The following is a 20,275-nucleotide window of genomic DNA, read 5'->3' as shown; positions in this document are numbered from 1 at the left end:
TTCTGATCCATCAACAGTGGCTAAACGACTGTATTTCACACTGTAATCACACCTCGTACAGGAACCTGAAAACTAATTCGGCGAGGCTGCAAGTAGAATATCGAAAGAACCCTTCAGCTCTACCTTCTGCGCTTAGATTAATAACAACTTTCTCAATCGGTTGCCCAGAAAGCCATACGCCGGGCCCCGAAGGAGCGCAACAATTTTTCCACCCCATCGTCATCAAGAGTGACGTTATTGGCATCGGCAAGTTGGCCGATGTGACGTTTGATGCCATCTCGATACATTCGAGTAGCAGCCTTCATCAGCTTGACCAAGGGGTCATGTGCCTTCACTCCCGGTTCCAAACTGGCCAACGCTGTCACCCAACGCTTAGCCATGAGGGTCTGATGTTCAGTCGGTGCGTCGCACGTAAACCTATCACTTTCAATCAATTCCAAGATGGGGCCTCTATTAGAGCTGAGGAGGTTCGTAATGGACCTCTTTGAGAGTTGAACCTTCTCGATGGAAACTCCCATATCAGGGAAATCGATTGTTGCAAGTACTATTGCGCCCACAATAGCTTTCTTTGAGACTTGATTGTAATTGATGGACCCATCAAACAGTACTGCCGTGCCCCACCAGAAGTCACTGTTGTCCAGAAGACTTTCGATTCTTTCGTTGAAAATTTTAATCCATTGTTCAAGCACTTTTTGGCGAGAGTTCTCTATTTGCCACAGATCTGCGAGTTCATTTCTGAAAGAGTCGATTTCTCGCGCGGCCAGAATGAATCCACGCTGAAAAACCACTTGATATGCGAGACGGTATTTTTTCTTCACCGACTGACTCAACCTATCCGCGTCAGCCTTTGGATTTTCGCCGAATTGCGTGACGTATGCACTACGCCCGTCAGCGGCTTGTCCTAGCCAGAACTCCTTTTGGCCTCCCAGGAATCCATTTTCAGAATAGGCGGAAAAAAGCGCAGAATAAGGCGTCATACCGAGGAGGCACTGAACAATGATCTGACCAATGCTTTCACGGAAACCTTGTGCGGCTTCTTCTACTTCAGTGGTTGTCAAAGCGAATGGCAGATCATTTTGCTGGACTTCACGAAGGCGGTCCTTAATGGTATCTAGTTTCCAGATGTTTGATTTGGATAGTTCAAAACGCGCGGTTATACTATCCAGCCAAGCTTCCAGGCGTTCATACTCAGTCGGTCGCGGTTGGTTTGTGTTCACAACTTCCGAAACGAGCTGATGCAGAGACTGTATTGTCGATACAAAAAATCCATCACCGAATTTTGATCTATTTGGTTGATTCCAATCAATGATGGCCAACGGAATTCGACCTGGCCATGTTTTAGATTTTTCGAAAGATCCTCCACCGATGCCTGATGTCACTACGGAGCGAGTACAAACGGCGAGAAGGCTTCGGTCATCGAGCAAATACTCTCGCTCTGGGGAAACTTTTACAGCATGTTTATTGAGATCGGTAAAAATCGAGCGACTGGCCTTGAGGATCGTCTTCGGGCCTCCAACAGGTGGGTGAAATCCCATCCGCTGGTCCAGTACGAGAATGAGAACCGGAACTGATGTCATGTCGGGCCGAAGGATCAAAGGATTGCTTTGATGCACATGATCAAGAGCTCGAAATCGATGTTGCCCGTCAATGATTACTGCTTTTACCCGATCGGTTTGCCAGCGAATGTAACCGACAGGCTCACCTTTCAGTAGTTTTACGTTGACCGATCCTGCACTCGAGTGGTCGAAATCGGGAGAGGCTTCTTTCGCCAACTCCTCTGTTGACGGAAAGTTTTCGACAGGACGCCCATCGCCATCAATGGGCATCAGGACGACGGTCAACGAGTTGAAAAACTTCAATTGGTTGGGCTGGAGAAGATACGCGGCAATCTCATCTACAGCTCGATCGAGATTCAAATCCCGTTGGATTAACTCTTCAATGTTAATAGGAGTATCTGGATCTAGTGCGAGTTCTTTGGCAAGAGTAAGATAGCGACGAGAATCGCTGACGCTCATCACAATTGAAAAATACGGAACATGTTCACCACCCAGTGCATACTCGCCACGGACGAAGGCGAACTCTTGCGTCCATGCTGTTTGCGAAGCCCCAAGTTTTGAAAGAGTCAAGACTTAATCCATTCTATCGTTAAACACTGGATGACACGCTCGAATTACGACTGACTCGGCCAATCGTATCAGGCGATCCTGACTCTCTCTACCTGGTGGCACGTATTCCTCCTCTGTATTGTCTTCATTTTCCACTTTATCGTTTTGATGAACAGGCGATTCCGCATCATCGAGGGAGTCATCGTCTTCATACATACCTTCTCTCGTAAGTGGACAAAGTATCACTGCACAATCAAGGACTGAAGCACCGTGGTCACGTAACTTTTGCGAAAAAGCTGTTTTGTAATCAAAGTGATTACGGAGCCTACTGCGGAAATTGATCGCCTTTCCCACGTATAGCGGCCGCTGGAACAGCGTGGCGCACATGAGTGCCCAAGACATCTCCGGATGATTCTCTTCCAAAATTTCATCCAGCCGCTTGTGGGTCGAACCGCTCAATTTGGCGAATCGATCGTAGAGATGGACCTCTCGATAGCGACCTACACGTGCAACATCTCGGTACTGGTTAGAAACTTTGGAGAGCTGGGCAGATATTGCATCAAGCATCATTGACGCACTGCTCTCTGCTGACTCGAGAGTTCTGCCCAGCTGCAAGGTCCACACATAGATACCGGCCGACGTTGGCACAAGAGCTCTCCGTCTACTGGCTGTCCCGTTCAGGTAGTCAAATCCGTCAACAATGCGGACATGGTAGTTGTCAAATAGAATTTCGCACCTCTTTACTTTTTGATCAGTCTTTTATTGTGCAAGATTCGATTGTGGGGGCAGTTTGAAAAAATTCGCTATATTTACGACATTGATGGGCACCTCGGAGGGTAGGCATCTGCGTCAGGGCTCGATGAGTATAGCCCGGGAGTGTTGGGCAGCTGTATGCGTCTTGGTTGGATTTGAGTTACTCGAACACTTTGCACCCTATGTGGCAGCGATCAAGTTTCAGTGAAGACCAAGGCGTAAGTGGACAAATGGTTCGCCTATTGGCTTGCTGAATTCGGAATAATTTACATGGAATATTTGAGTCGCTGGCGCTTGGTGAGAGGTCGAAGCCGCCGTGGAGAAGGTGACGAGGATGCTAGCCGGTAAGTCATTGCACGCGCAGAGATCAAAGTCCTGATCGGCTGGCTTCGAAAATCGATCGGGCCGAAGCGGACAAGGCGGTCGATGTAAAATTCTACGAGGAAGTTAATTTGGAAATATTCTTAAGAGCAGGAGGGCGGATGGGCCACGTGACCATCTGTCCACCCCATCCTTGGAAGGGATGACACTGATGTCCGGGTGGGGACTCGCACGCCTATGGGTCTATGGGGCTGACTTGTCTGTGTGGACGGATGACTCTCGGTAGACCCTATGGCTTGACCCCAGATGAGCGCCTTGGGCCGGGGAGCGGCACACTCCACCCATGGCGAAGTACTTCGACATCCACCCCGACAACCCGCAGCGCCGAGCGATCGGCCAGGTCGTGGACCTGCTCAACCAGGGTGGACTCATCGCCTACCCCACCGACTCCTGCTACGCCCTCGGCTGCGCGCTGGGCAACCGGGACGCCATCGAGCGGATTCGGCAGATCCGCAAGTTGGACGAGAACCACCACTTCACCCTGATGTGCCGGGACTTCGCCCAGCTCGGGCAGTTCGTGCACGTCGGCAACGCCGTCTTCCGCGCCGTGAAGGCCGCCACGCCGGGGAGTTACACCTTCATCCTGCCCGCGACCAAGGAGGTGCCGCGGCGGTTGATGCACCCGAAGAAGAAGACCGTGGGGGCGCGGATTCCCGACCACGTGGTGACGCAGGCGATCCTGGCCGAGTTGGGGGAGCCGCTGTTGTCGACCACGCTGCTCATCCCGGGTGAGGCGGAGCCGATGGTGCAGGGGTGGGAGATCAAGGAGGAACTGGACCACGTCGTCGACGCGGTGATCGACTCGGGGGAGTGCGGGACGGTGCCGACGACTGTGATCGACTTCTCCGACGACGTGGCCGAGGTCGTCCGGGTGGGGGCTGGGGACGTGAGCCGGTTCGAGTAGGCCGCGGGTGCGGTCGGAGGGCCGGACGACCGAACCGCCCGGGTCCGGGGGCATCGGGCTCGGGCGGTTCGTTCGGTCCAACGACCGTGGCGGCTACTTCGATGCGGTGACCTTCTCGGGGGTCGGGTCCCGGGGGTCGGGGACGTCGGAGGCGGGGCCGTGGGCGTCGTCGGTCATCGTGGTCTCGTCGAAGGGGGACTGGCCGGTCAGGACGCGGTTGGCCTGGTCGTGGTCGAACTCCTTGGTCCAGGTGCCCAGCAGGACCGTGGCGACGGCGTTGCCCGCGAAGTTGGTCAGCGCCCGCGCCTCGGACATGAAGCGGTCGATGCCGACGATCAGGCCCACGCCGTCGACCAGGTCGGGGCGGTGGGACTGCAGGCCGCCCGCGAGGGTGGCCAGGCCCGCGCCGGTGACGCCCGCGGCGCCCTTGGAGGCGATGATCATGAAGACCATGAGCGAGATCTGCTCGCCGACCGACAGCGGGGCGCCGGTCGCGTTGGCCACGAACAGGGTGGCCATCGTCAGGTAGATGGCGGTGCCGTCGAGGTTGAACGAGTAGCCCGTGGGCACGGTGATGCCCACGACCGGCTTGCTGACGCCCAGGTGCTCCATCTTGGCGATCAGCCGCGGCAGGGCCACCTCCGACGACGACGTGGACAGGATCAGCAGGAACTCGCGGCCCAGGTAGGCCAGCAGCTTGAACAGGTTGATCCGGGTCACCAGCCACAGCAGGCCGCCGAGGACGACCGTCACGAACAGCAGGCAGGTCAGGTAGAAGCCGAGCATGATGACCGCGAGGCTCTTGAGCGCCGTCAACCCGGTCTCGCCGACCACCGCCGCCATCGCGCCGAACGCGCCGACCGGGGCCACCCACATGATCATCGACAGGATCTTGAAGACCAGCTTCTGGATGTGCCCGATGCCGCGCAGCACCGGCTCCCCGGTGCGGCCCATGACCTGCAGCGCGAAGCCGACCAGCAGCGCCACCAGCAGGGTTTGCAGCACCTCGCCCTCGGTGAACGCCGACACCAGCGTGGTCGGGATGATGCCGAGCAGGAACTCCGTGGTGCTCGCCGCCTCGCCCACCTGGGCCTCGCCCTTGGCCGCGACCGCCTCGGTGAGCTGCAGGCCGTCACCCGGGTGCAGGAGGTTGCCGACGACCAGGCCGATGGCCAGCGCCACCGTCGACATCGCCAGGAAGTAGACCAGCGCCAGCCCGCCCACCTTGCCGACGGCCTTGGCCTTGGCCACCGAGCCGACGCCGAGCACGATCGTGCAGAAGATGATCGGGCTGATCATCATCTTGATCAGGTTGACGAACCCGGTGCCCACCGGCTTGAGCGCCTTGCCCAGGTCCGGGAAGATCAGGCCGACGGCGACGCCGAGCACGACGGCGACGATCACGGCGATGTACAGGTAGTGCGTCTTGTCCCGGCGCTGCGGCGGTGACGCGCTGGTGGTGGTCGACACGGGTGCCTCCTGGGGAGTCGGGCCGCGGCGGGGCGGCCCGGGGGATCGGGCTGAGAGTCCCCTGCTTTGTGTTCCAGGTCACCATTGTGTTCATTGCGTTCACGGGTCGCCGACGTTTCGCCCCGCCCGGGGGCGGTGGTGGATGCTGTCGGGCATGAGCGGGCGCAAGCAGTGGAGCCTGGCCCGGCAACTGCTGGTGCTCCAGGTGGTGATCGTCGGGGTGCTGGTGGCCGGGGGCGCGGCGCTGGCCTGGGCGGACGTGGCCGACCGGGCCCGCGAGTCCAGCGCGGCCACGGTGGTTGCCCTGGCCAGGGCGGTCGCCGACGCGCCGTCGGTGGCGCAGGCCGTGCGCTCACCCGACCCGGCCGCGGTGTTGCAGCCCTACGCGCAGGCGGTGCTGGCCGACACCGACGTGGACTTCGTGACGATCATGGGCACCGACGGTGTCCGCTTCACCCACCCCAATCCCGCCGAGATCGGCAAGCGGTTCCTCGGCAACACCGGCGAGGCGCTGGCGGGTCGTGCCTTCACCGAGACCTACACCGGCACCCTCGGCCCGTCGGTCCGCGCGGTGGTGCCGGTGTTCGACGCCGACCGCCGGGTGATCGCCCTGGTCAGCGCCGGGATCACGCTGGAGGCGATCAGCGCCCAGGTGGCGGGGCGGGTGCTGCCACTGCTCGGCGTCGCCGCGGTCGGGTTGCTCGCGGGCGCCGTCGGCACCTACCTGGTGAGCAGGCGGCTGCGCAGGCAGACCGGGGGACTGGCCCCCGCCCGGCTCGGCCAGGTGATCGAGTACCACGAGGCGATCCTGCACTCGGTCCGCGAGGGCCTGGTCCTCGTCGGCCCGGACCACCGGGTGACCCTGTGCAACGACGGCGTGCGCGCCCTGCTCGACCTGCCCGCCGACGCCGAGGGCAGGCGGGTCGACGAGCTGGGCCTGCCGGACGCGCTGACCGCCCGGCTGCTCGCGGCCACCGAGATGCGCGACGAGCTGCACCTCACCGACACCCGGGTCCTGGTGGTCAACTCCTCCGCCGTGCGCTTCTCCGGCCGCGACCTGGGCAGCGTGGTGACCATCCGCGATCGCACCGACCTCCAGGCCCTGACCGGGGAGCTGGACTCCGTGCGCGGCTTCGCCGAGTCGCTGCGCTCGCAGGCGCACGAGGCGGCGAACCGGCTGCACACGGTGGTGTCGCTGGTCGAACTCGGTCGCGGCGCCGAGGCCGTCGAGTTCGCCACCGGTGAGCTGGCCATCGCCCAGCGGCTGACCGACCGGGTGGTGGCCGCGGTCGCCGAGCCGGTGCTGGCCGCGCTGCTGCTGGGCAAGGCCGCCGAGGCCAGCGAGCGCGGCGTCGAGCTGGTCGTCTCCCCGGACACCGAGATCGCCGACAGCGCCCTCGGCGCCGGGACCGACGACCCGCCCACCCCCCGCGACCTGGTGACCATCCTGGGCAACCTGATCGACAACGCCGTCGACGCCGCCGTGGAGGGCGCCGCCGCGGCCAAGCCCACCGTGCACGTCTCCGCCCGCACCACCCCGGACGAGCTGGTGCTCCGCGTCGCCGACTCCGGGCCGGGCCTGCCGGACGTGCCCAGTGCGTTCCGCCGCGGCTTTTCCACCAAGGCGGGCGCGGACGGCCGCGGCCTCGGCCTGGCGCTGGTCGGGCAGGCGGTGCGGCGGGCGGGCGGGACGATCGAGGTGGGCCGGGCGGGTGGGTCGGGTGATGTGGGCCGGGCGGGTGGGTCGGGTGATGTGGGCCGGGCGGGTGGGCTGGGTGATGTGGACGAGTTGAGTGGAATCGATGAGATGGGTGAGGCGGGTCGCGGTGGCGCGGTGTTCACCGTGCGGCTGCCGCTGCGGGGGCGCTCGTGATCGACGTGCTGGTGGTGGAGGACAACCCGGTCGCGGCCGACGCGCACCGCCTCTACGTCGACCGGGTGCCCGGCTTCCGCGTGGTCGGGGTGACCCACTCCGGCCGGGACGCGCTGCGCGCGCTGGAGTCCACCGCGGTCGACCTGGTGCTGCTGGACCTGTACCTGCCCGACGCGCACGGCCTCGACGTGGTGCGGGCCATGCGCGGCGTGGGGCACCCGGCGGACGTGATCACCGTGACCTCCGCCCGCGACCTGACCGTGGTGCGGACCGCGGTGTCGCTCGGCGTGGTGCAGTACCTGCTCAAGCCGTTCACCTTCGCCACCCTGCGCGACAAGCTGACCGCCTACGCCCGCTTCCGGGCCCAGGACGGCGAGGCCGCGGGCCAGGCCGAGGTGGACGGGGTGTTCGGGTCGCTGCGCGGCTCGGAGAACCTGACCCTGCCCAAGGGGATGAGCGGCGAGACGCTGGACGCGGTCCTCGCCGCCCTGCGCGCCGCCCCCGACGGCCTTTCCGCCGCGGCGGCGGGGGAGAGGGTCGGGGCGTCGCGGGTGACCGCCCGCCGCTACCTGGAGTACCTGGCGGACAACGCGCTGGCGGTGCGCAAGCCGCAGTACGGGGCGGTCGGGCGGCCGGAGGTCTGGTACCGGCTCAGTACACCGGCCCGGTGAACTTCTCGCCCGGCCCCTGACCGGGGGCGTCGGGGAACGCCGAGCCCTCGCGGAAGGCCTTCTGGAGCCCCTGCAGGCCGTCGCGGATCGGGGCGGCGTGCGGGCCGAGGTACTCGGCGGAGGCGGTGACCAGCCCGGCCAGGGCGGTGATCAGCCGCCGGGCCTCGTCGAGGTCGCGGTGCGGGCTGGTGTCCGGGTCGGCGTCGGCCAGCCCGAGCCGCTCCGCGGCGGCCGACATCAGCATCAGCGCCGATCGGCTGATGACCTCGACGCTGGGAATGTCGGCCAGCTCGCGGGTGTTGGACTGGGTGTCACCGGGGGTGGCAGATGCTTCGCTCACGGTCTGCTACCCTTGCACGTGCGACCAGCCCCCGTTTGCGCGGGGGCGGCAAAGTGGAGCCCCCGCTCCCACCCGAGTCACCGAACCAGGAGGCCGGGTCCGGTTGCCACGATCCTTCGCGGGGTCATGGTGTACCCGACTGCTCTTGACGTCGGGGATCGGTAGGAAGCGGGCCCCACGCCGGACACGGCGGCGGGGCCCATCGCTGTTGTAGGGGACCTCACGCGCCGCGCACGGGCCGACCCACCAGGGTCGGCACGCAGTACGACCAGGCATTTTGACCGAGGAGGCCCCATCAGCACGGAGACACGCATCAACGACCGCATCCGGGTGCCGGAGGTCCGACTCGTCGGGCCGAACGGCGAGCAGGTCGGCATCGTCCGCATCGAGGACGCGCTGCGCCTGGCCCTGGAAGCGGATCTTGATCTCGTCGAGGTCGCACCCCAGGCCCGCCCGCCCGTCTGCAAGCTCATGGACTTCGGGAAGTTCAAGTACGAGAGCGCGCAGAAGGCCCGCGAGTCCCGGCGCAACCAGGTGCTCACCGTCATCAAGGAGCAGAAGCTCCGGCCGAAGATCGACTCCCACGACTACGAGACCAAGAAGCGCAACGTCGTGCGCTTCCTCGAGCACGGGAACAAGGTCAAGGTCACCATCATGTTCCGCGGTCGCGAGCAGTCCCGCCCCGAGCTGGGGTTCCGGCTGCTGCAGCGCCTCGCCGAGGACGTGGAGGAGCTGGGCTTCGTGGAGTCGTCCGCCAAGCAGGACGGCCGCAACATGATCATGGTGTTGGCACCGCACAAGAACCTGAAGCCCAAGCCGAAGGTGACCTCGGACTCCGATGAGCCCAGCGGGGACTCCCCGGATTCCCCGGACACCCCGGAGAACACCACCGCGGAGTGACCGGGCCGGGGTTCCCCCGGTCGAACCACACCACGCCTGCCGCCCCGGCGAAGCACCACCCGTCCGGGGCGGCTCGATGACGAGGATCTGAACACCATGCCGAAGATGAAGACCCACTCCGGGACCTCCAAGCGCATCCGGGTCACCGGGAAGGGCAAGCTTCGCCGCCAGCAGGCGGGCCTCCGCCACAAGCTGGAGAAGAAGCCGACGACGCTGACCCGCAGGCTCTCCGGCACCGCCGAGGTCGCCAAGCCGGACGTCGCCCGCCTGAAGCGCCTGCTCGGCCGCTGAGGCACCCTCCCCCCTGACCACCAGGGCCGCACCACGGCCCACTAGATCGACAGGACGGACCCGTGGCACGCGTCAAGCGGGCAGTGAACGCCCAAAAGAAGCGCCGCACGACCCTCGAGCTCGCCAGCGGCTACCGCGGCCAGCGCTCGCGGCTCTACCGCAAGGCCAAGGAGCAGGTGCTCCACTCGCTCAACTACGCCTACCGGGACCGCCGCGCCCGCAAGGGTGACTTCCGCAAGCTGTGGATTCAGCGGATCAACGCCGCTGCCCGCCAGAACGGCATGAGCTACAACCGCTTCATCGAGGGCCTGCGGGTCGGCGGTGTCGAGGTCGACCGCAAGATCCTCGCCGAGCTCGCGGTGAGCGACCCGACCGCGTTCACCGCGCTGGTCGAACTGGCCCGCGCCAACGCGGGCACCCAGGGCAAGGCCGCTTCCTGAGCACGCGCTTCCCGCGACCCGGGGCTGATCCGTTCACCGAGCGGACGCCCCGGGTCGCTGCCGCTCGCGCCCTGACCAGGCGGGCGGGCCGGGAGAAGGCGGGCCGCTTCCTGGCCGAGGGCGCCCAGGCCGTGCGCGAGGCGCTGGCCTACGGGACGGTCCACGAGGTCTTCGCCACCGAGGCCGGGGCCGCCCGCAACACCGAGATCCTGCAGCGCGCCGACGAACTGCGCCTGCCGATCTCCCTGGTGACCGACAAGGCCGCGTCCGGCCTGTCGGAGACGATCACCCCGCAGGGCATCCTCGCCGTCTGCGACCTGCTCGACACCCCCGTGGCCGACGCCCTCTCCGGCGACCCCGCGCTGGTCGCCGTGCTGGTGGGCGTCGCCGACCCGGGCAACGCCGGGACGGTGACCAGGGTGGCCGACGCCGCCGGGGCCAACGCCGTGCTGTTCGCCGGGGACACCGTCGACCCGCACAACGGCAAGTGCGTCCGGGCGTCCACCGGCAGCGTGTTCCACCTCCCGCTGGCGCGCTCGCGCGACACCGCCGACGTGTTCGCCCGGTGCCGGGCCGCGGGCCTGCGCCTGGTCGCCGCCGACGGCCACGCCGAGGTGGACCTCGACGACTCGATCGACACCGGCGCCCTGCGCGCCCCCACGGCGTGGGTGTTCGGCAGCGAGGCCCACGGCCTGCCGGAGGAGATCCTGTCCGCTGTGGACGACGTGGTGAAGGTGCCGCTGTACGGCGCGGCGGAGAGCCTCAACCTCGGCACCGCCGCCGCGGTGTGCCTCTACGCCTCCGCCCGCGCCCAGCGCCACTGACCTCCCGGCGCCGTCGGACCCCCGGCGCCGCTGAACCCGCAGACCGCCGCCGCGGCCGTGTCTGCGGGTGATCACCCCGTCGCCTCCGGTCGACCCGTGACTGTTTCCGGCACCCGGGTCCGGGCCCGAGGCGTTCGCCTGGACGGCCCAATCTGGATCACTCATTCGAGTGGACGCACTTGTGCCCTTTGATCGACAATGATTATCATTCCGCCCCGATCGGACATCGCCGAGCGAGGGAGCGACGTGGGGCACCTGTTGATGGTCGAGAGCTGGGTCGGGGCGATGAGCTCCCTGCTCCCGCGGGCGATCCGGGAGGCCGGGGGGCGGTTCACGTTCCTCACCCGGGACCTGCACCACTACCTGCGCTCCGCCCCCGCCACCCCCCACCCGCTGCTCGCCGCCGACAACGTCCTGACCGCGGACACCAACGACCTCGGCACCCTCCTGCCCTACCTCGAACGGGTCCACGACGTCCTGGCCTTCGACGGGGTCATCACCTCCTGCGACTACTACCTGGAGACCGCCGCCCGCATCGCGCACCACCTGCGCCTGCCCGGTCCGGACCCCGACGCCGTCGACCGCGCCTACCGCAAGGACCTGACCCGGCAGGCGCTGCCCGACCTCGGGCCCGCGTTCGCGCTGACCGAGACCGTCGAGGCCGCCCACGCCGAGGCCGAGCGGATCGGGTACCCGGTGGTGGTCAAGCCGGTCGACCTGTGCGCCGGGATGTTCGTGCGGGTGGCCGCCAACCCGGCGGAGTTGAAGGAGGCCGTCGAGGCGATCGAGGGCTTCCCGGTCAACGCGCGGGGTCAGCAGCGCAACCCGTTGGTGCTGCTGGAGGAATTCCTCGACGGCCCAGAGTTCAGCGTGGAGACCGTGACTTTCGGGGGGAACACCCATGTGGTCGGGGTGACGGACAAGTCCGTCACCGGTTCTCCCTGGTTCGTCGAGAGTGGACACATGTTCCCGGCCGACCTGCCGGAGGAGACCACCGCGCTGATCGCGGAGACCGCGGTGGAAGCGGTGCGGCGGCTGGGGTTGGACCGGACCGTCGCGCACACCGAGATCAAGCTGACCGCCGCGGGTCCCCGGCTGGTCGAGGTGAACCCGCGCCCGGCGGGCAACCAGATCACCGAACTGGTGCGCCGCACCACCGGGATCGACCTGCCCATGGTCTACGCGCGCCTGGCGATGGGGGAGGACCCGGACCTGCGCCACGTCGACACCGGGGCGCGCAGCGCGGCGATCGGCTTCCTGCTGCCCGAGCGGCCCGGGACGGTCGCGGCGATCGACGGGGTGGACGCGCTGGGGCACGGCGACGTCGTCGACTGGGCCGTCAAGCCGGTGGGGCACGAGGCCGGGCCCGCCACCAGCAACAACCACTACCTGGGCCACGTCATGGTCGTCGACCGCGGGGCGGGCGCCCGGCGGCGGGCCGAGGAACTGGTCGGCGCCCTGTCGGTGACCTACTCGTGAACCTCGACTCGCTGCTGCGGCGGGCGCTCGCCGGGGAGCTGGGCCCGGACCCGGCCGATCAGCGGGTGAGCGTCGGTTTCACCACCCGGCAGGGGGTCCGACACCCCGGCCGCGACGGGGGGTACCGCAACGAGGTGGTCAGCCTGCGGGTCGGCGCGGCCGTGGGGTCGTGCGCGGTGGAACCGGGGCGCGTCACCGACGACGCGGTGTTCGAGTGCGTGGGCCGGTCCGTCGCGGAGCTGCTGGGGCACGCGGACCGCGCGGTGCGGGTGGCGGCGCTGGACGCGTACCTGATGGGCGTGCGCCCGCACGCGGAGGTGGCCGAGACCACCACGATCCCGGCGGGTGATTCGCTGGCGAAGTCGTTGCACCGGGCGGGAACGGTGGTGGACCTGCTCGCTCCGGCAGCGGGGCAGCGGGTCCTGGTCGTCGGTGTCGTCAACTCGCTGCTGCACCACCTGCGGCTGCGGCGGGTCGACTACACCCCCTGCGACCGCAAGGGCGGCACCACCGAGTGGGGCGAGCCGATCCTCACCGACGCGGCCAAGGGCCTCACCGACTGCGACGCGATCCTGGCCTCCGGCATGACCCTCGGCGACGACGGCGTGGACCTCCTGCTCGACCACGCCCGCACCACCGGTGTCCCGCTGGTGTTCTTCGCCCAGACCGGCAGCGCCGTGCTGCCCTGGTTCATCGGCGACGGCGCCACGGCCGTGTCCGCCGAGCCGTACCCGTTCTTCTGGCTCGACGGCGGCCCCACCCCGATCCACCGGTACCGGGCGGTGCCCGCGTGAACGCGAACCCGGCACTGCTCGACCTGGTCGGCCGCACCCCGCTGGCCCGGATCACCACCCCGCTGCCGCACGAGCACCCCGGCTTCTGGGCGAAGCTGGAGTGCCTTGGCGCGGGCGGGATGAAGGCGCGCGCCGCCGTGTCGATGCTGCGCGCCGCCCGGACCAGGGGCGCGCTGCGCCCCGGCGCCACCGTCGTGGAGTCGACCAGCGGAACCCTCGGGCTCGGGCTGGCCTTCGCCGGTCAGGCGCTGGGGCACCCGGTGGTGCTGGTCGTCGACGACGAACTCGAACCCGCCATGCGGGCGATGCTGCGCGCGCACGGGGCGAAGCTGGAGGTCGTGCGCCGACCGCACCCCGAGGGCGGCTGGCAGCAGGCCCGGCTGGAGCGGGTGCACGCGGTGTTGGCCGAACTGCCCGGGGCGTTCTGGCCCGACCAGTACAACAACCCGGACAACCCGGCCGGGTACGCCTCCCTGGCCACCGAACTGCTCGACCGCCTCGACCGCATCGACGTCCTGGTGTGCAGCGTCGGCACCGGCGGGCACAGCGCGGGCGTGGTGGCCGAGCTGCGCAGGCGGCGGCCGGGGGTGCGGCTGATCGGCGTCGACACCGTCGGCTCGACCATCTTCGGGCAGCCCGCGCTGCCCAGGGTCATGCGCGGGCTGGGCAGCAGCATCCACCCGCGCAACGTGGACTACCCGCAGTTCGACGAGGTGCACTGGCTGGGCCCGGTGGAGGTCGTGGACTCCTGCCGCAGGCTGGCCAGGGGCTCCTTCGTCACCGGCGGGTGGAGCACAGGGGCGGTGGCGCTGGTCGCGGCGTGGGCGGCGCGGGTGGAACCGTGGGCCGAGGTCGTCACGATCTTCCCCGACGGCGCGCACCGCTACCTGGACACGATCTTCGACGACGGGTTCTGCCGCGCCCGCGGGCTGTTCGGCAACCCCAGCGCGCACCCGGTGGAGGTGGCCGACCCGGCCGCGGTGACGGTGTCGGAGTGGGCCCGGTGCCGCGCGGTGGCCGACCCGCTCGCCGTGCGCGAGGCGGTGCCCGCGTGAAGCTGGTCTGGAGCACCCGGGAGCTGGTGCTGCGCGAGCCGTTCCGCATCTCCCGCTCGGTCATGGCCGGGCGGCAGGCGGTGGAGCTGACCCTGGAGCACGAGGGGCGGCTGGGCCACGGCGAGGTGGTGACCAGCGAGTACTTCCGCCTGGACGTCAACGGCATCGCCGAGGCGCTCACCGGCTGGCAGGGCGCCGTGGAGGCCGCGGCGACACCGGAGCAACTGCTCGACGCGCTGCCGCACGGGCCGCCCGGGGTGCGCGCCGCCGCCGACGCCGCGGTGCACGACCTGCTGGGCAAGCGGGCGGGGCTGCCCACGCACGCGCTGCTGGGCAGTCCGGAGTGGACGGCGGTGCCCACGGCCTACACGATCGGTTTGTCGTCGCCGCAGGACGCGGCGACCAAGGCGGAGGCCCTGGTGGCCAAGGGGTTCTCCGTCCTCAAGATCAAAGCGGGCGACGAGCACGACCTCGCCCGGCTGACCGCCGTCCGGGCCGCCGCCCCGGAGGCCCGGCTGCTGCTCGACCCCAACGGCGCCTGGACCCCCGAGCACACCGTGCGCTTCCTGGAGCGCACCGCCGACCTGCTGCTCGACGCCGTGGAACAACCGATCGCACCGGGCACCCCGGACCGGCTCGCCTGGGTCGGCGCCCGCTCCCCGGTGCCGCTGATCGCCGACGAGGACGCGAGCACCCTCGACGACGTGCGCGGGCTCGTCGGCGCCGTCGACGGCATCAACGTCAAGCTGGCCAAGTGCGGCGGCCTGCGGGCAGCCCGGGAGATCGTGACCGTCGCCCGCGGCGCCGGGATGGACGTCATGCTCGGCTGCCTGGTCGCCAGCTCGCTGGGCATCGCCCCGGCCGTGCAGCTCACCCCGCACGCCCGCTGGGTCGACCTCGACGGGCACCTGCTGCTGGCCCGCGACCCGTGGACCGGGCTCGGCGGCGAGGACGGCACGCTGCGGCTCAGCGGCCGGGCCGGCCTGGGGGTCGTCCGCCGATGAGGCGCTTCCCCCCGGCCGTGCGGTTGCTGCTGGTCAACCAGTTCGGCGTCAACGCGGGCTTCTACCTGCTGATCCCGTACCTGGCCACCTACCTCACCGAGGACATCGGGCTGACCATCGCCACCGTCGGCCTGGTGCTCGGGGCGCGCAACCTCAGCCAGCAGGGCCTGTTCCTGCTCGGCGGCACCGCCTCCGACCGGCTCGGCGCCCGCGGGGTGATCATCGCGGGCTGCGGCCTGCGGGCGGTGGGGTTCGGGCTGTTCGCCGTGGGCGAGTCGCTGCCGGTGCTGCTGGCCGCCGCCGTGCTCAGCGGGCTGGCCGGGGCGCTGTTCAACCCGGCGGTGCGCGCCTACATCTCCCTGGAGGTCGGGGAGGGGCAGCGGGCGGACGCGTTCGCGCTGTTCAACGTGTTCGCCCAGACCGGGGCCCTGGTCGGCCCGGTGCTCGGCGCGGCGCTGCTGCTCGTCGACTTCCGGGTCTCGGCCGTCGTGGCGGCCGGGATCTTCGCGGCGCTGACCGTCGCGCAGGCGCTGGTCCTGCCCGCCAGGGCCGTGCCGCCCGCGCCGGGGACGGTGTGGTCGGACGTGCGCGAGTGCCTGGGCAACAAGCGGTTCGTGGCGTTCACGCTGGCGCTGAGCGGGATGTTCGCGTTGCAGAACCAGCTCTACCTCGTCCTGCCGGTCGAGGCGCGCAGGCTGACCGGCACGCCCGCGTCGGTCGCGGCGCTGTTCATCGCCTCGACCGTGGTGACGCTGCTCGCGCAGGTGCGGATCACCCGGGCGCTGGCCGACCGGCCGCGCGGGTGGTCGATCGCGCTCGGGCTGGTGCTGATGGGACTGGCGTTCGCCGCCCCGGCGCTGGCGTACCTGTGGCCGTCGCCGGGGGCGCTGTGGCCGGGGCTGGCGCCGGTGCTCGTCGCGGCGGTGCTGCTGGCGGTGGGGCTGGCGGTGGCCCAGCCGTTCGTCTACGAGCTGATCCCCGCCTTCGGCGCCGAGCGGGTCACCGGGACCTACTTCGGCGTGTTCTACCTCGGGTCCGGGGCGGTCGCGGCGGTCAGCACCGTGGTCGTCGGCTGGGCGGGGGAGGGCAGCCACGGCTGGGCGGCGTCGGTGCTGTGCCTGCTGCTGGGGATCGGCGGCGCGGTCGGCGTGCTGCTGCTGGACCGCCGAGGCGCGCTGGCGCCGCAACCGGAGAGGGTGGCATGAGCAACTTCCTGACCGACAACCCGGCCATCTACGAGCGGCAGTTCCCCGACCCCGAGCACCGCGCCGCCCGCTTCGCCCACGACGTGCTCGCCCGCTTCGGCGGCGCGCGGCCCCTGCGCATCCTGGACCTGGGCTGCGGCACCGGCCGCGACGCCGGGCACCTGGCCGCCCTCGGCCACGAGGTCGTCGGCCTGGACTCCTCGCGGGCCATGCTGGAGTACGCCACCGAGCACCAGCCCGCCGCGACCTTCGTCGAGGGCGACCTGCGCGAGTTCGACCTCGGCCGCGAGTTCGACGCCATCACCTGCCTCGACAGCGCCCTGCTCTACTGCCACACCAACGACGACCTCAACGCCTGCCTCGACCGCTGCCACCGGCACCTGGCGCCCGGCGGGCTGCTCGTCGCCGAGATGCGCAACGGGGCGTTCTTCCTGGCCGGGACCCCCGGCAACACCGACCTCCTCGACGGCACCCGCACCCGGACCGTGACCGTCGACGGCGTGCCGCACACCTCGCACACGAGGCTGTACCTCGACCACGCCGAGCAACTGCTGCGCAGGCACCGGGTCTGGGAGTGGCCCGGGCAGACCGAGCCGCTGGCCCAGGACTCCGCCTGGCGGCTGCTGTTCCCGCAGGAGCTGCGCGCCTTCTGCGACCGCGCGGGCTTCGACGTGCCCGCCCTGTTCGACAGCCCCGGACCCCGCACCGACGAGCCCTGGCGCGCCGACGCGCCGCTCTCCTCCGGCCTGACCGGCGACCGCCTGCACCTGGTCGCCCGCAGGCGTCCCCACCGGTAAGGAAACCCCCATGATCGACCGTCGTCTCTTCCTCGGCCTCACCGCCGGGGCGTCCCTGGCCGCCCTCACCGGGTGCGGCTCCTCCGACGCGGGCCCCGGGGGAGCCGCGGGTGAACCGCGCCGGGGCGGCAGGCTGCGCGCCGCCTTCGCGGGCGGCGGCGCCAAGGAGGTGCTGGACCCGCACCTGGCCAACCTGTTCGTCGAGGCGGCCCGGTCCAAGGCCCTCTACGACAAGCTCGCCGACCTCGGCGACGACGCCGCGCCGGTGCCCAGGCTGGCGGAGCGGTGGGAGCCCAGCGCGGACCTGACCCGCTGGCGGATCACCCTGCGCAAGGCGGTGTTCCACGACGGCAAGCCGGTGCGCCCGCAGGACGTGCTCGCCAGCTACGCCCGGATCATGGACCCCAAGCGCGCCTTCCGGGCCAAGGCGAGCCTGTCGCTGATCGACCTGGCCAACAGCCGCGCCGTCGACGACCGGACCGTGGAGTTCGCGCTGACCAGGCCGTTCGCCGAGTTCCCCAACGCGCTCGCGGCGTTCTCCGCCTACATCATCCCGGAATCCACAGAGGACTTCACCAAGCCGGTGGGCTCCGGCCCGTTCCGGTTCGGCACGTTCACGCCGGGCCGCTCCACGCTGCTGACCCGCAACGCCGAGTATTGGGAGAACCCGCCGCACCTCGACGAACTGGAGTTCGTGCTCGCCAACGAGGAGTCGGCCCGGATCAACGCGCTGCTGGGCGGGCAGGTCGAGTACGCCCACGACCTGTCCCCGGTCACCGCCCGCAGCCACGAGGGCCGCGGCCTGTCGATCCTGCGCGCCCCCAACTCCGGCATGCAGGCGTTCGCCATGAAGGTCGACCGACCGCCGTTCGACAACCGCGACCTGCGCGAGGCGATGTTCCTGCTGACCGACCGCCAGCAGCTCGTCGACAGCACCCTGTCCGGCGCGGGCCAGGTCGGCAACGACCTGTTCGGCAAGGGCTTCAAGCACTACGCCGAGGACATCCCGCAGCGCACCCGCGACCTCGACCGGGCCAAGTGGCTGGTCGACCGCGCGGGCGCGCGGGGCCTGGCGGTGCGGCTGGACACCAGCACGGCCGCCACCGGCTTCGTCGAGGCCGCGACGGTGTTCGCCGAGCAGGCCCGCGCCGCGGGCCTGGACGTGCAGGTCGCGGTGGGCGACAAGGACACCTACTGGGCGAACTCGCTCAAGAACGGCTCGCTGACCAGCTTCCGCTCCGGCGCCATGCCCATCGAGTCGCACATCTCCGGCCGCCTGCTGTCCTCGTCGACCACCAACACCACCAAGTGGACCCGCCCGGAGTTCGACGCCCTCTACGACAAGGCCGTGTCCACAACGGACGAATCCGCCCGCGCCGCGGCCTACGGCGAGATGCAGCGCGTCCTGCACGCCGAGGGCGGCTACCTCATCTGGGGCCAGGCCGACTGGATCGTCGGCACCTCGGCGAAGGTCGGCGGGGTCCGCACGGCACCGGCCAACACCCTGGACTGGGCCCGCTTCGACACGGTGTGGCTGGGGTGAGGAACTACCTGGGCCGCCGCGCCCTCCTCGGCCTGGCACAGGTCCTCACCCTCGCCGTGGCGGTCTTCCTCCTGGTCGAAGCCCTCCCCGGGGACGCCGCCGTCGCCCTCGCGGGCGACGACCCGGACCCGGGCCGGATCGAGCGCATCCGCGCGTCCCTCGGCCTCGACCGCCCGATCCCCGAACGCCTCCTGGACTGGCTCACCGCCCTGGCCCACGGCGACCTGGGCACCTCGGTCGTGTCGGGCCGGGCGGTGACCGACATCATCGGCGCGGGCCTCGGCGTCACCGCCACCCTCGCCGGGGCGACGCTGGTCCTGCTGGTGCCGCTGGCGGTCGGCCTGGGCGTGCTCGCCGCCCGCCGCCCCGGCAGCAGGCTCGACCGCGGACTGACGGCGGTGTTCATCGGCCTGCACGCCGTACCGGAGTTCGCCCTGGCGATCCTGCTGGTGGCGGTGTTCGGCATCGGCCTCGGGTGGCTGCCGCCCACCGCGGTGGGCGTGGACCCGCTGCTGGACCCGGTGGTGCTCCTGCTGCCGCTGGTCGTGCTCCTGGCCCGCCCGGTGTGCTCCATCAGCCGCCTGGTCCGCGCCTCGATGATCACGGCCAACGGCGCCGAGTACGTGCGCCACGCCCACCGCCTCGGCCTGTCCGCGCGGCGGGTCCGGCTCGCGCACGCCCTCCCCAACGCCCTGGCCCCCGCCGCGACCCAACTGGCCCGCACCACCGACTGGCTGCTGGGCGGGGTGGTCGTGGTGGAAGCGGTGTTCGTCCTGCCCGGCGTCGGCACGGTCCTGGTGGACGCGGTGGCGGCGCGGGACCTCCCGGTGGTGCAGGGATTGGCGCTGCTGTTCGCCACCACGACGGTGACGGTGAACCTGATGGCTGACGCGCTGTCGTTTCGACTGGCGCCACGGGCGGGGGTGGGGGTGTGATGTCCGGAGTGGAGGGTGCCGGTCCCGGTGGTCGGGACCGGTCGGGTGCTCGTCCGGCGGATGGTGAGGGGAGCGTGGTCGACGTGGCTGCCGGGCCTGCCGTCGAGGTGCGCGCGGCGGGCACCGGTGTCGCCGGTGCGGGCGGGGAGGGTGCGGCCGGCGGGCTCCCTGTTGCCGCCGGTGCCGTTGGAGTTGAGGCGGGACCTGGTGGCGCGGGTGATGTCGGCGGCTCTGGCGGGGGTGTTGTCGGCGGCGCGGGTGGGGGCGAAGGTGCGGCCGATGGGCTTGCTGCTGCCGCGCGGTCGGTGGGTGTCGGTGGTGCGGGCGTGGTCGGCGCCGGGTCTGCCGTTCCGGGTGCTGTCGGCGCGGGTGGTGCATGCGCTGCCGGTGGGAGTGCTGTTGGTCGCACCGGTGGGGGTGAGGGTGCGGCTGGTGGGACCGTGGGTGGCGTGGGCTCCGGCGATGCCACCGGCACAGGTGCGGGCGTTGTGGGCGCCGCTGGGGTGAGTGC

The 20,275-nt window shown here is 69.0% G+C and carries 20 protein-coding genes; 16 read left to right on the top strand and 4 right to left on the bottom strand.

Going from position 1 to position 20,275, the window contains the following annotated elements; genetic code table 11:
- Positions 1-152: 152 nt before the first annotated feature.
- Together DFQ13_RS24790 and DFQ13_RS33275 are read right to left on the bottom strand one after the other, a co-directional pair.
- Positions 153-2,126: a DNA sulfur modification protein DndB gene (locus DFQ13_RS24790; protein WP_146241352.1), complete on the bottom strand. Its 1,974-nt coding sequence runs from the start codon at positions 2,124-2,126 to the stop codon at positions 153-155.
- Positions 2,127-2,129: 3 nt separating this feature from the next.
- Positions 2,130-2,729, bottom strand: a complete 600-nt coding sequence (locus DFQ13_RS33275; RefSeq protein ID WP_181400139.1) for a GIY-YIG nuclease family protein — start codon at positions 2,727-2,729, stop codon at positions 2,130-2,132.
- A 793-nt stretch (positions 2,730-3,522) separates the two neighbouring features.
- Between DFQ13_RS33275 and DFQ13_RS24785 the strand changes: the two genes are divergently transcribed.
- The gene (locus DFQ13_RS24785) at positions 3,523-4,143 is read left to right on the top strand and encodes an L-threonylcarbamoyladenylate synthase (protein ID WP_035285113.1); all 621 of its coding nucleotides are present in this window, start codon (positions 3,523-3,525) and stop codon (positions 4,141-4,143) included.
- Between the two features lie 93 nt (positions 4,144-4,236).
- Here DFQ13_RS24785 and DFQ13_RS24780 read toward each other — a convergent pair whose 3' ends face one another.
- Complete coding sequence (locus DFQ13_RS24780) at positions 4,237-5,613, bottom strand: cation:dicarboxylate symporter family transporter (RefSeq protein ID WP_110081528.1); 1,377 nt, start codon at positions 5,611-5,613, stop codon at positions 4,237-4,239.
- A 154-nt stretch (positions 5,614-5,767) separates the two neighbouring features.
- Between DFQ13_RS24780 and DFQ13_RS24775 the strand changes: the two genes are divergently transcribed.
- Positions 5,768-7,486, top strand: coding sequence for an ATP-binding protein (locus DFQ13_RS24775; protein WP_110081577.1), 1,719 nt, complete (start codon positions 5,768-5,770; stop codon positions 7,484-7,486).
- Entirely contained in the window at positions 7,483-8,157 is a 675-nt protein-coding gene (locus DFQ13_RS24770; RefSeq protein WP_035285117.1) for a response regulator, read from the top strand. Before DFQ13_RS24775 ends, DFQ13_RS24770 begins: the two co-directional genes overlap by 4 nt.
- On the opposite strand, the gene DFQ13_RS24765 is transcribed toward DFQ13_RS24770, so the two are convergent.
- Positions 8,138-8,497: a DUF1844 domain-containing protein gene (locus DFQ13_RS24765; RefSeq protein WP_035285118.1), complete on the bottom strand. Its 360-nt coding sequence runs from the start codon at positions 8,495-8,497 to the stop codon at positions 8,138-8,140. The genes DFQ13_RS24770 and DFQ13_RS24765 overlap by 20 nt on opposite strands.
- 294 nt (positions 8,498-8,791) lie before the next feature.
- On the opposite strand from DFQ13_RS24765, the gene infC reads away from it, so the two are divergent.
- The 13 genes from infC (at position 8,792) to DFQ13_RS33270 (ending at position 20,271) form a co-directional block, all read left to right on the top strand.
- Entirely contained in the window at positions 8,792-9,397 is a 606-nt protein-coding gene (gene infC, locus DFQ13_RS24760; RefSeq protein WP_052021418.1) for a translation initiation factor IF-3, read from the top strand.
- A gap of 96 nt (positions 9,398-9,493) precedes the next feature.
- Complete coding sequence (gene rpmI / locus DFQ13_RS24755) at positions 9,494-9,688, top strand: 50S ribosomal protein L35 (protein WP_035285120.1); 195 nt, start codon at positions 9,494-9,496, stop codon at positions 9,686-9,688.
- A 62-nt stretch (positions 9,689-9,750) separates the two neighbouring features.
- A complete protein-coding gene (rplT, locus tag DFQ13_RS24750) occupies positions 9,751-10,128 on the top strand; it encodes a 50S ribosomal protein L20 (protein ID WP_035285123.1) in 378 nt (125 codons plus the stop codon).
- The gene (locus tag DFQ13_RS24745; protein WP_110081576.1) at positions 10,125-10,952 is read left to right on the top strand and encodes a TrmH family RNA methyltransferase; all 828 of its coding nucleotides are present in this window, start codon (positions 10,125-10,127) and stop codon (positions 10,950-10,952) included. The genes rplT and DFQ13_RS24745 overlap by 4 nt, the downstream gene beginning before the upstream one ends.
- A 246-nt stretch (positions 10,953-11,198) precedes the next feature.
- Positions 11,199-12,431, top strand: a complete 1,233-nt coding sequence (locus tag DFQ13_RS24740; RefSeq protein ID WP_110081527.1) for an ATP-grasp domain-containing protein — start codon at positions 11,199-11,201, stop codon at positions 12,429-12,431.
- Positions 12,428-13,225, top strand: coding sequence for a hypothetical protein (locus tag DFQ13_RS24735; protein ID WP_110081526.1), 798 nt, complete (start codon positions 12,428-12,430; stop codon positions 13,223-13,225). Before DFQ13_RS24740 ends, DFQ13_RS24735 begins: the two co-directional genes overlap by 4 nt.
- Complete coding sequence (locus DFQ13_RS24730; RefSeq protein WP_035285130.1) at positions 13,222-14,280, top strand: PLP-dependent cysteine synthase family protein; 1,059 nt, start codon at positions 13,222-13,224, stop codon at positions 14,278-14,280. Before DFQ13_RS24735 ends, DFQ13_RS24730 begins: the two co-directional genes overlap by 4 nt.
- Entirely contained in the window at positions 14,277-15,284 is a 1,008-nt protein-coding gene (locus DFQ13_RS24725; protein ID WP_233438564.1) for a dipeptide epimerase, read from the top strand. The genes DFQ13_RS24730 and DFQ13_RS24725 overlap by 4 nt, the downstream gene beginning before the upstream one ends.
- Positions 15,281-16,489, top strand: a complete 1,209-nt coding sequence (locus tag DFQ13_RS24720; RefSeq protein ID WP_110081525.1) for an MFS transporter — start codon at positions 15,281-15,283, stop codon at positions 16,487-16,489. The genes DFQ13_RS24725 and DFQ13_RS24720 overlap by 4 nt, the downstream gene beginning before the upstream one ends.
- Positions 16,486-17,286 carry a class I SAM-dependent DNA methyltransferase gene (locus tag DFQ13_RS24715; protein WP_110081524.1) on the top strand — a complete coding sequence of 267 codons (801 nt, stop codon included), beginning with the start codon at positions 16,486-16,488 and terminating at the stop codon, positions 17,284-17,286. The genes DFQ13_RS24720 and DFQ13_RS24715 overlap by 4 nt, the downstream gene beginning before the upstream one ends.
- A gap of 10 nt (positions 17,287-17,296) precedes the next feature.
- Positions 17,297-18,829 carry an ABC transporter substrate-binding protein gene (locus DFQ13_RS24710; protein WP_110081523.1) on the top strand — a complete coding sequence of 511 codons (1,533 nt, stop codon included), beginning with the start codon at positions 17,297-17,299 and terminating at the stop codon, positions 18,827-18,829.
- Positions 18,826-19,764, top strand: coding sequence for an ABC transporter permease (locus DFQ13_RS24705; RefSeq protein ID WP_219994637.1), 939 nt, complete (start codon positions 18,826-18,828; stop codon positions 19,762-19,764). The genes DFQ13_RS24710 and DFQ13_RS24705 overlap by 4 nt, the downstream gene beginning before the upstream one ends.
- A gap of 180 nt (positions 19,765-19,944) precedes the next feature.
- Positions 19,945-20,271, top strand: coding sequence for a hypothetical protein (locus DFQ13_RS33270; protein ID WP_146241350.1), 327 nt, complete (start codon positions 19,945-19,947; stop codon positions 20,269-20,271).
- Positions 20,272-20,275 lie beyond the last annotated feature (4 nt).

The sequence above is a fragment of the Actinokineospora spheciospongiae genome, assembly GCF_003182415.1.
GTDB classification, from domain to species: domain Bacteria; phylum Actinomycetota; class Actinomycetes; order Mycobacteriales; family Pseudonocardiaceae; genus Actinokineospora; species Actinokineospora spheciospongiae.
Note: the sequence above shows the minus strand (reverse complement) of the source record. Positions and strands in the feature narration are given on the sequence as shown.

Coding starts and splice junctions, on each gene's coding strand:
- DFQ13_RS24710 (WP_110081523.1), top strand. CDS start 17,297: ATGATCGACCGTCGTCTCTTCCTCGGCCTCACCGCCGGGGCGTCCCTG.
- DFQ13_RS24785 (WP_035285113.1), top strand. CDS start 3,523: ATGGCGAAGTACTTCGACATCCACCCCGACAACCCGCAGCGCCGAGCG.
- DFQ13_RS24715 (WP_110081524.1), top strand. CDS start 16,486: ATGAGCAACTTCCTGACCGACAACCCGGCCATCTACGAGCGGCAGTTC.
- DFQ13_RS24720 (WP_110081525.1), top strand. CDS start 15,281: ATGAGGCGCTTCCCCCCGGCCGTGCGGTTGCTGCTGGTCAACCAGTTC.
- rpmI (WP_035285120.1), top strand. CDS start 9,494: ATGCCGAAGATGAAGACCCACTCCGGGACCTCCAAGCGCATCCGGGTC.
- DFQ13_RS24775 (WP_110081577.1), top strand. CDS start 5,768: ATGAGCGGGCGCAAGCAGTGGAGCCTGGCCCGGCAACTGCTGGTGCTC.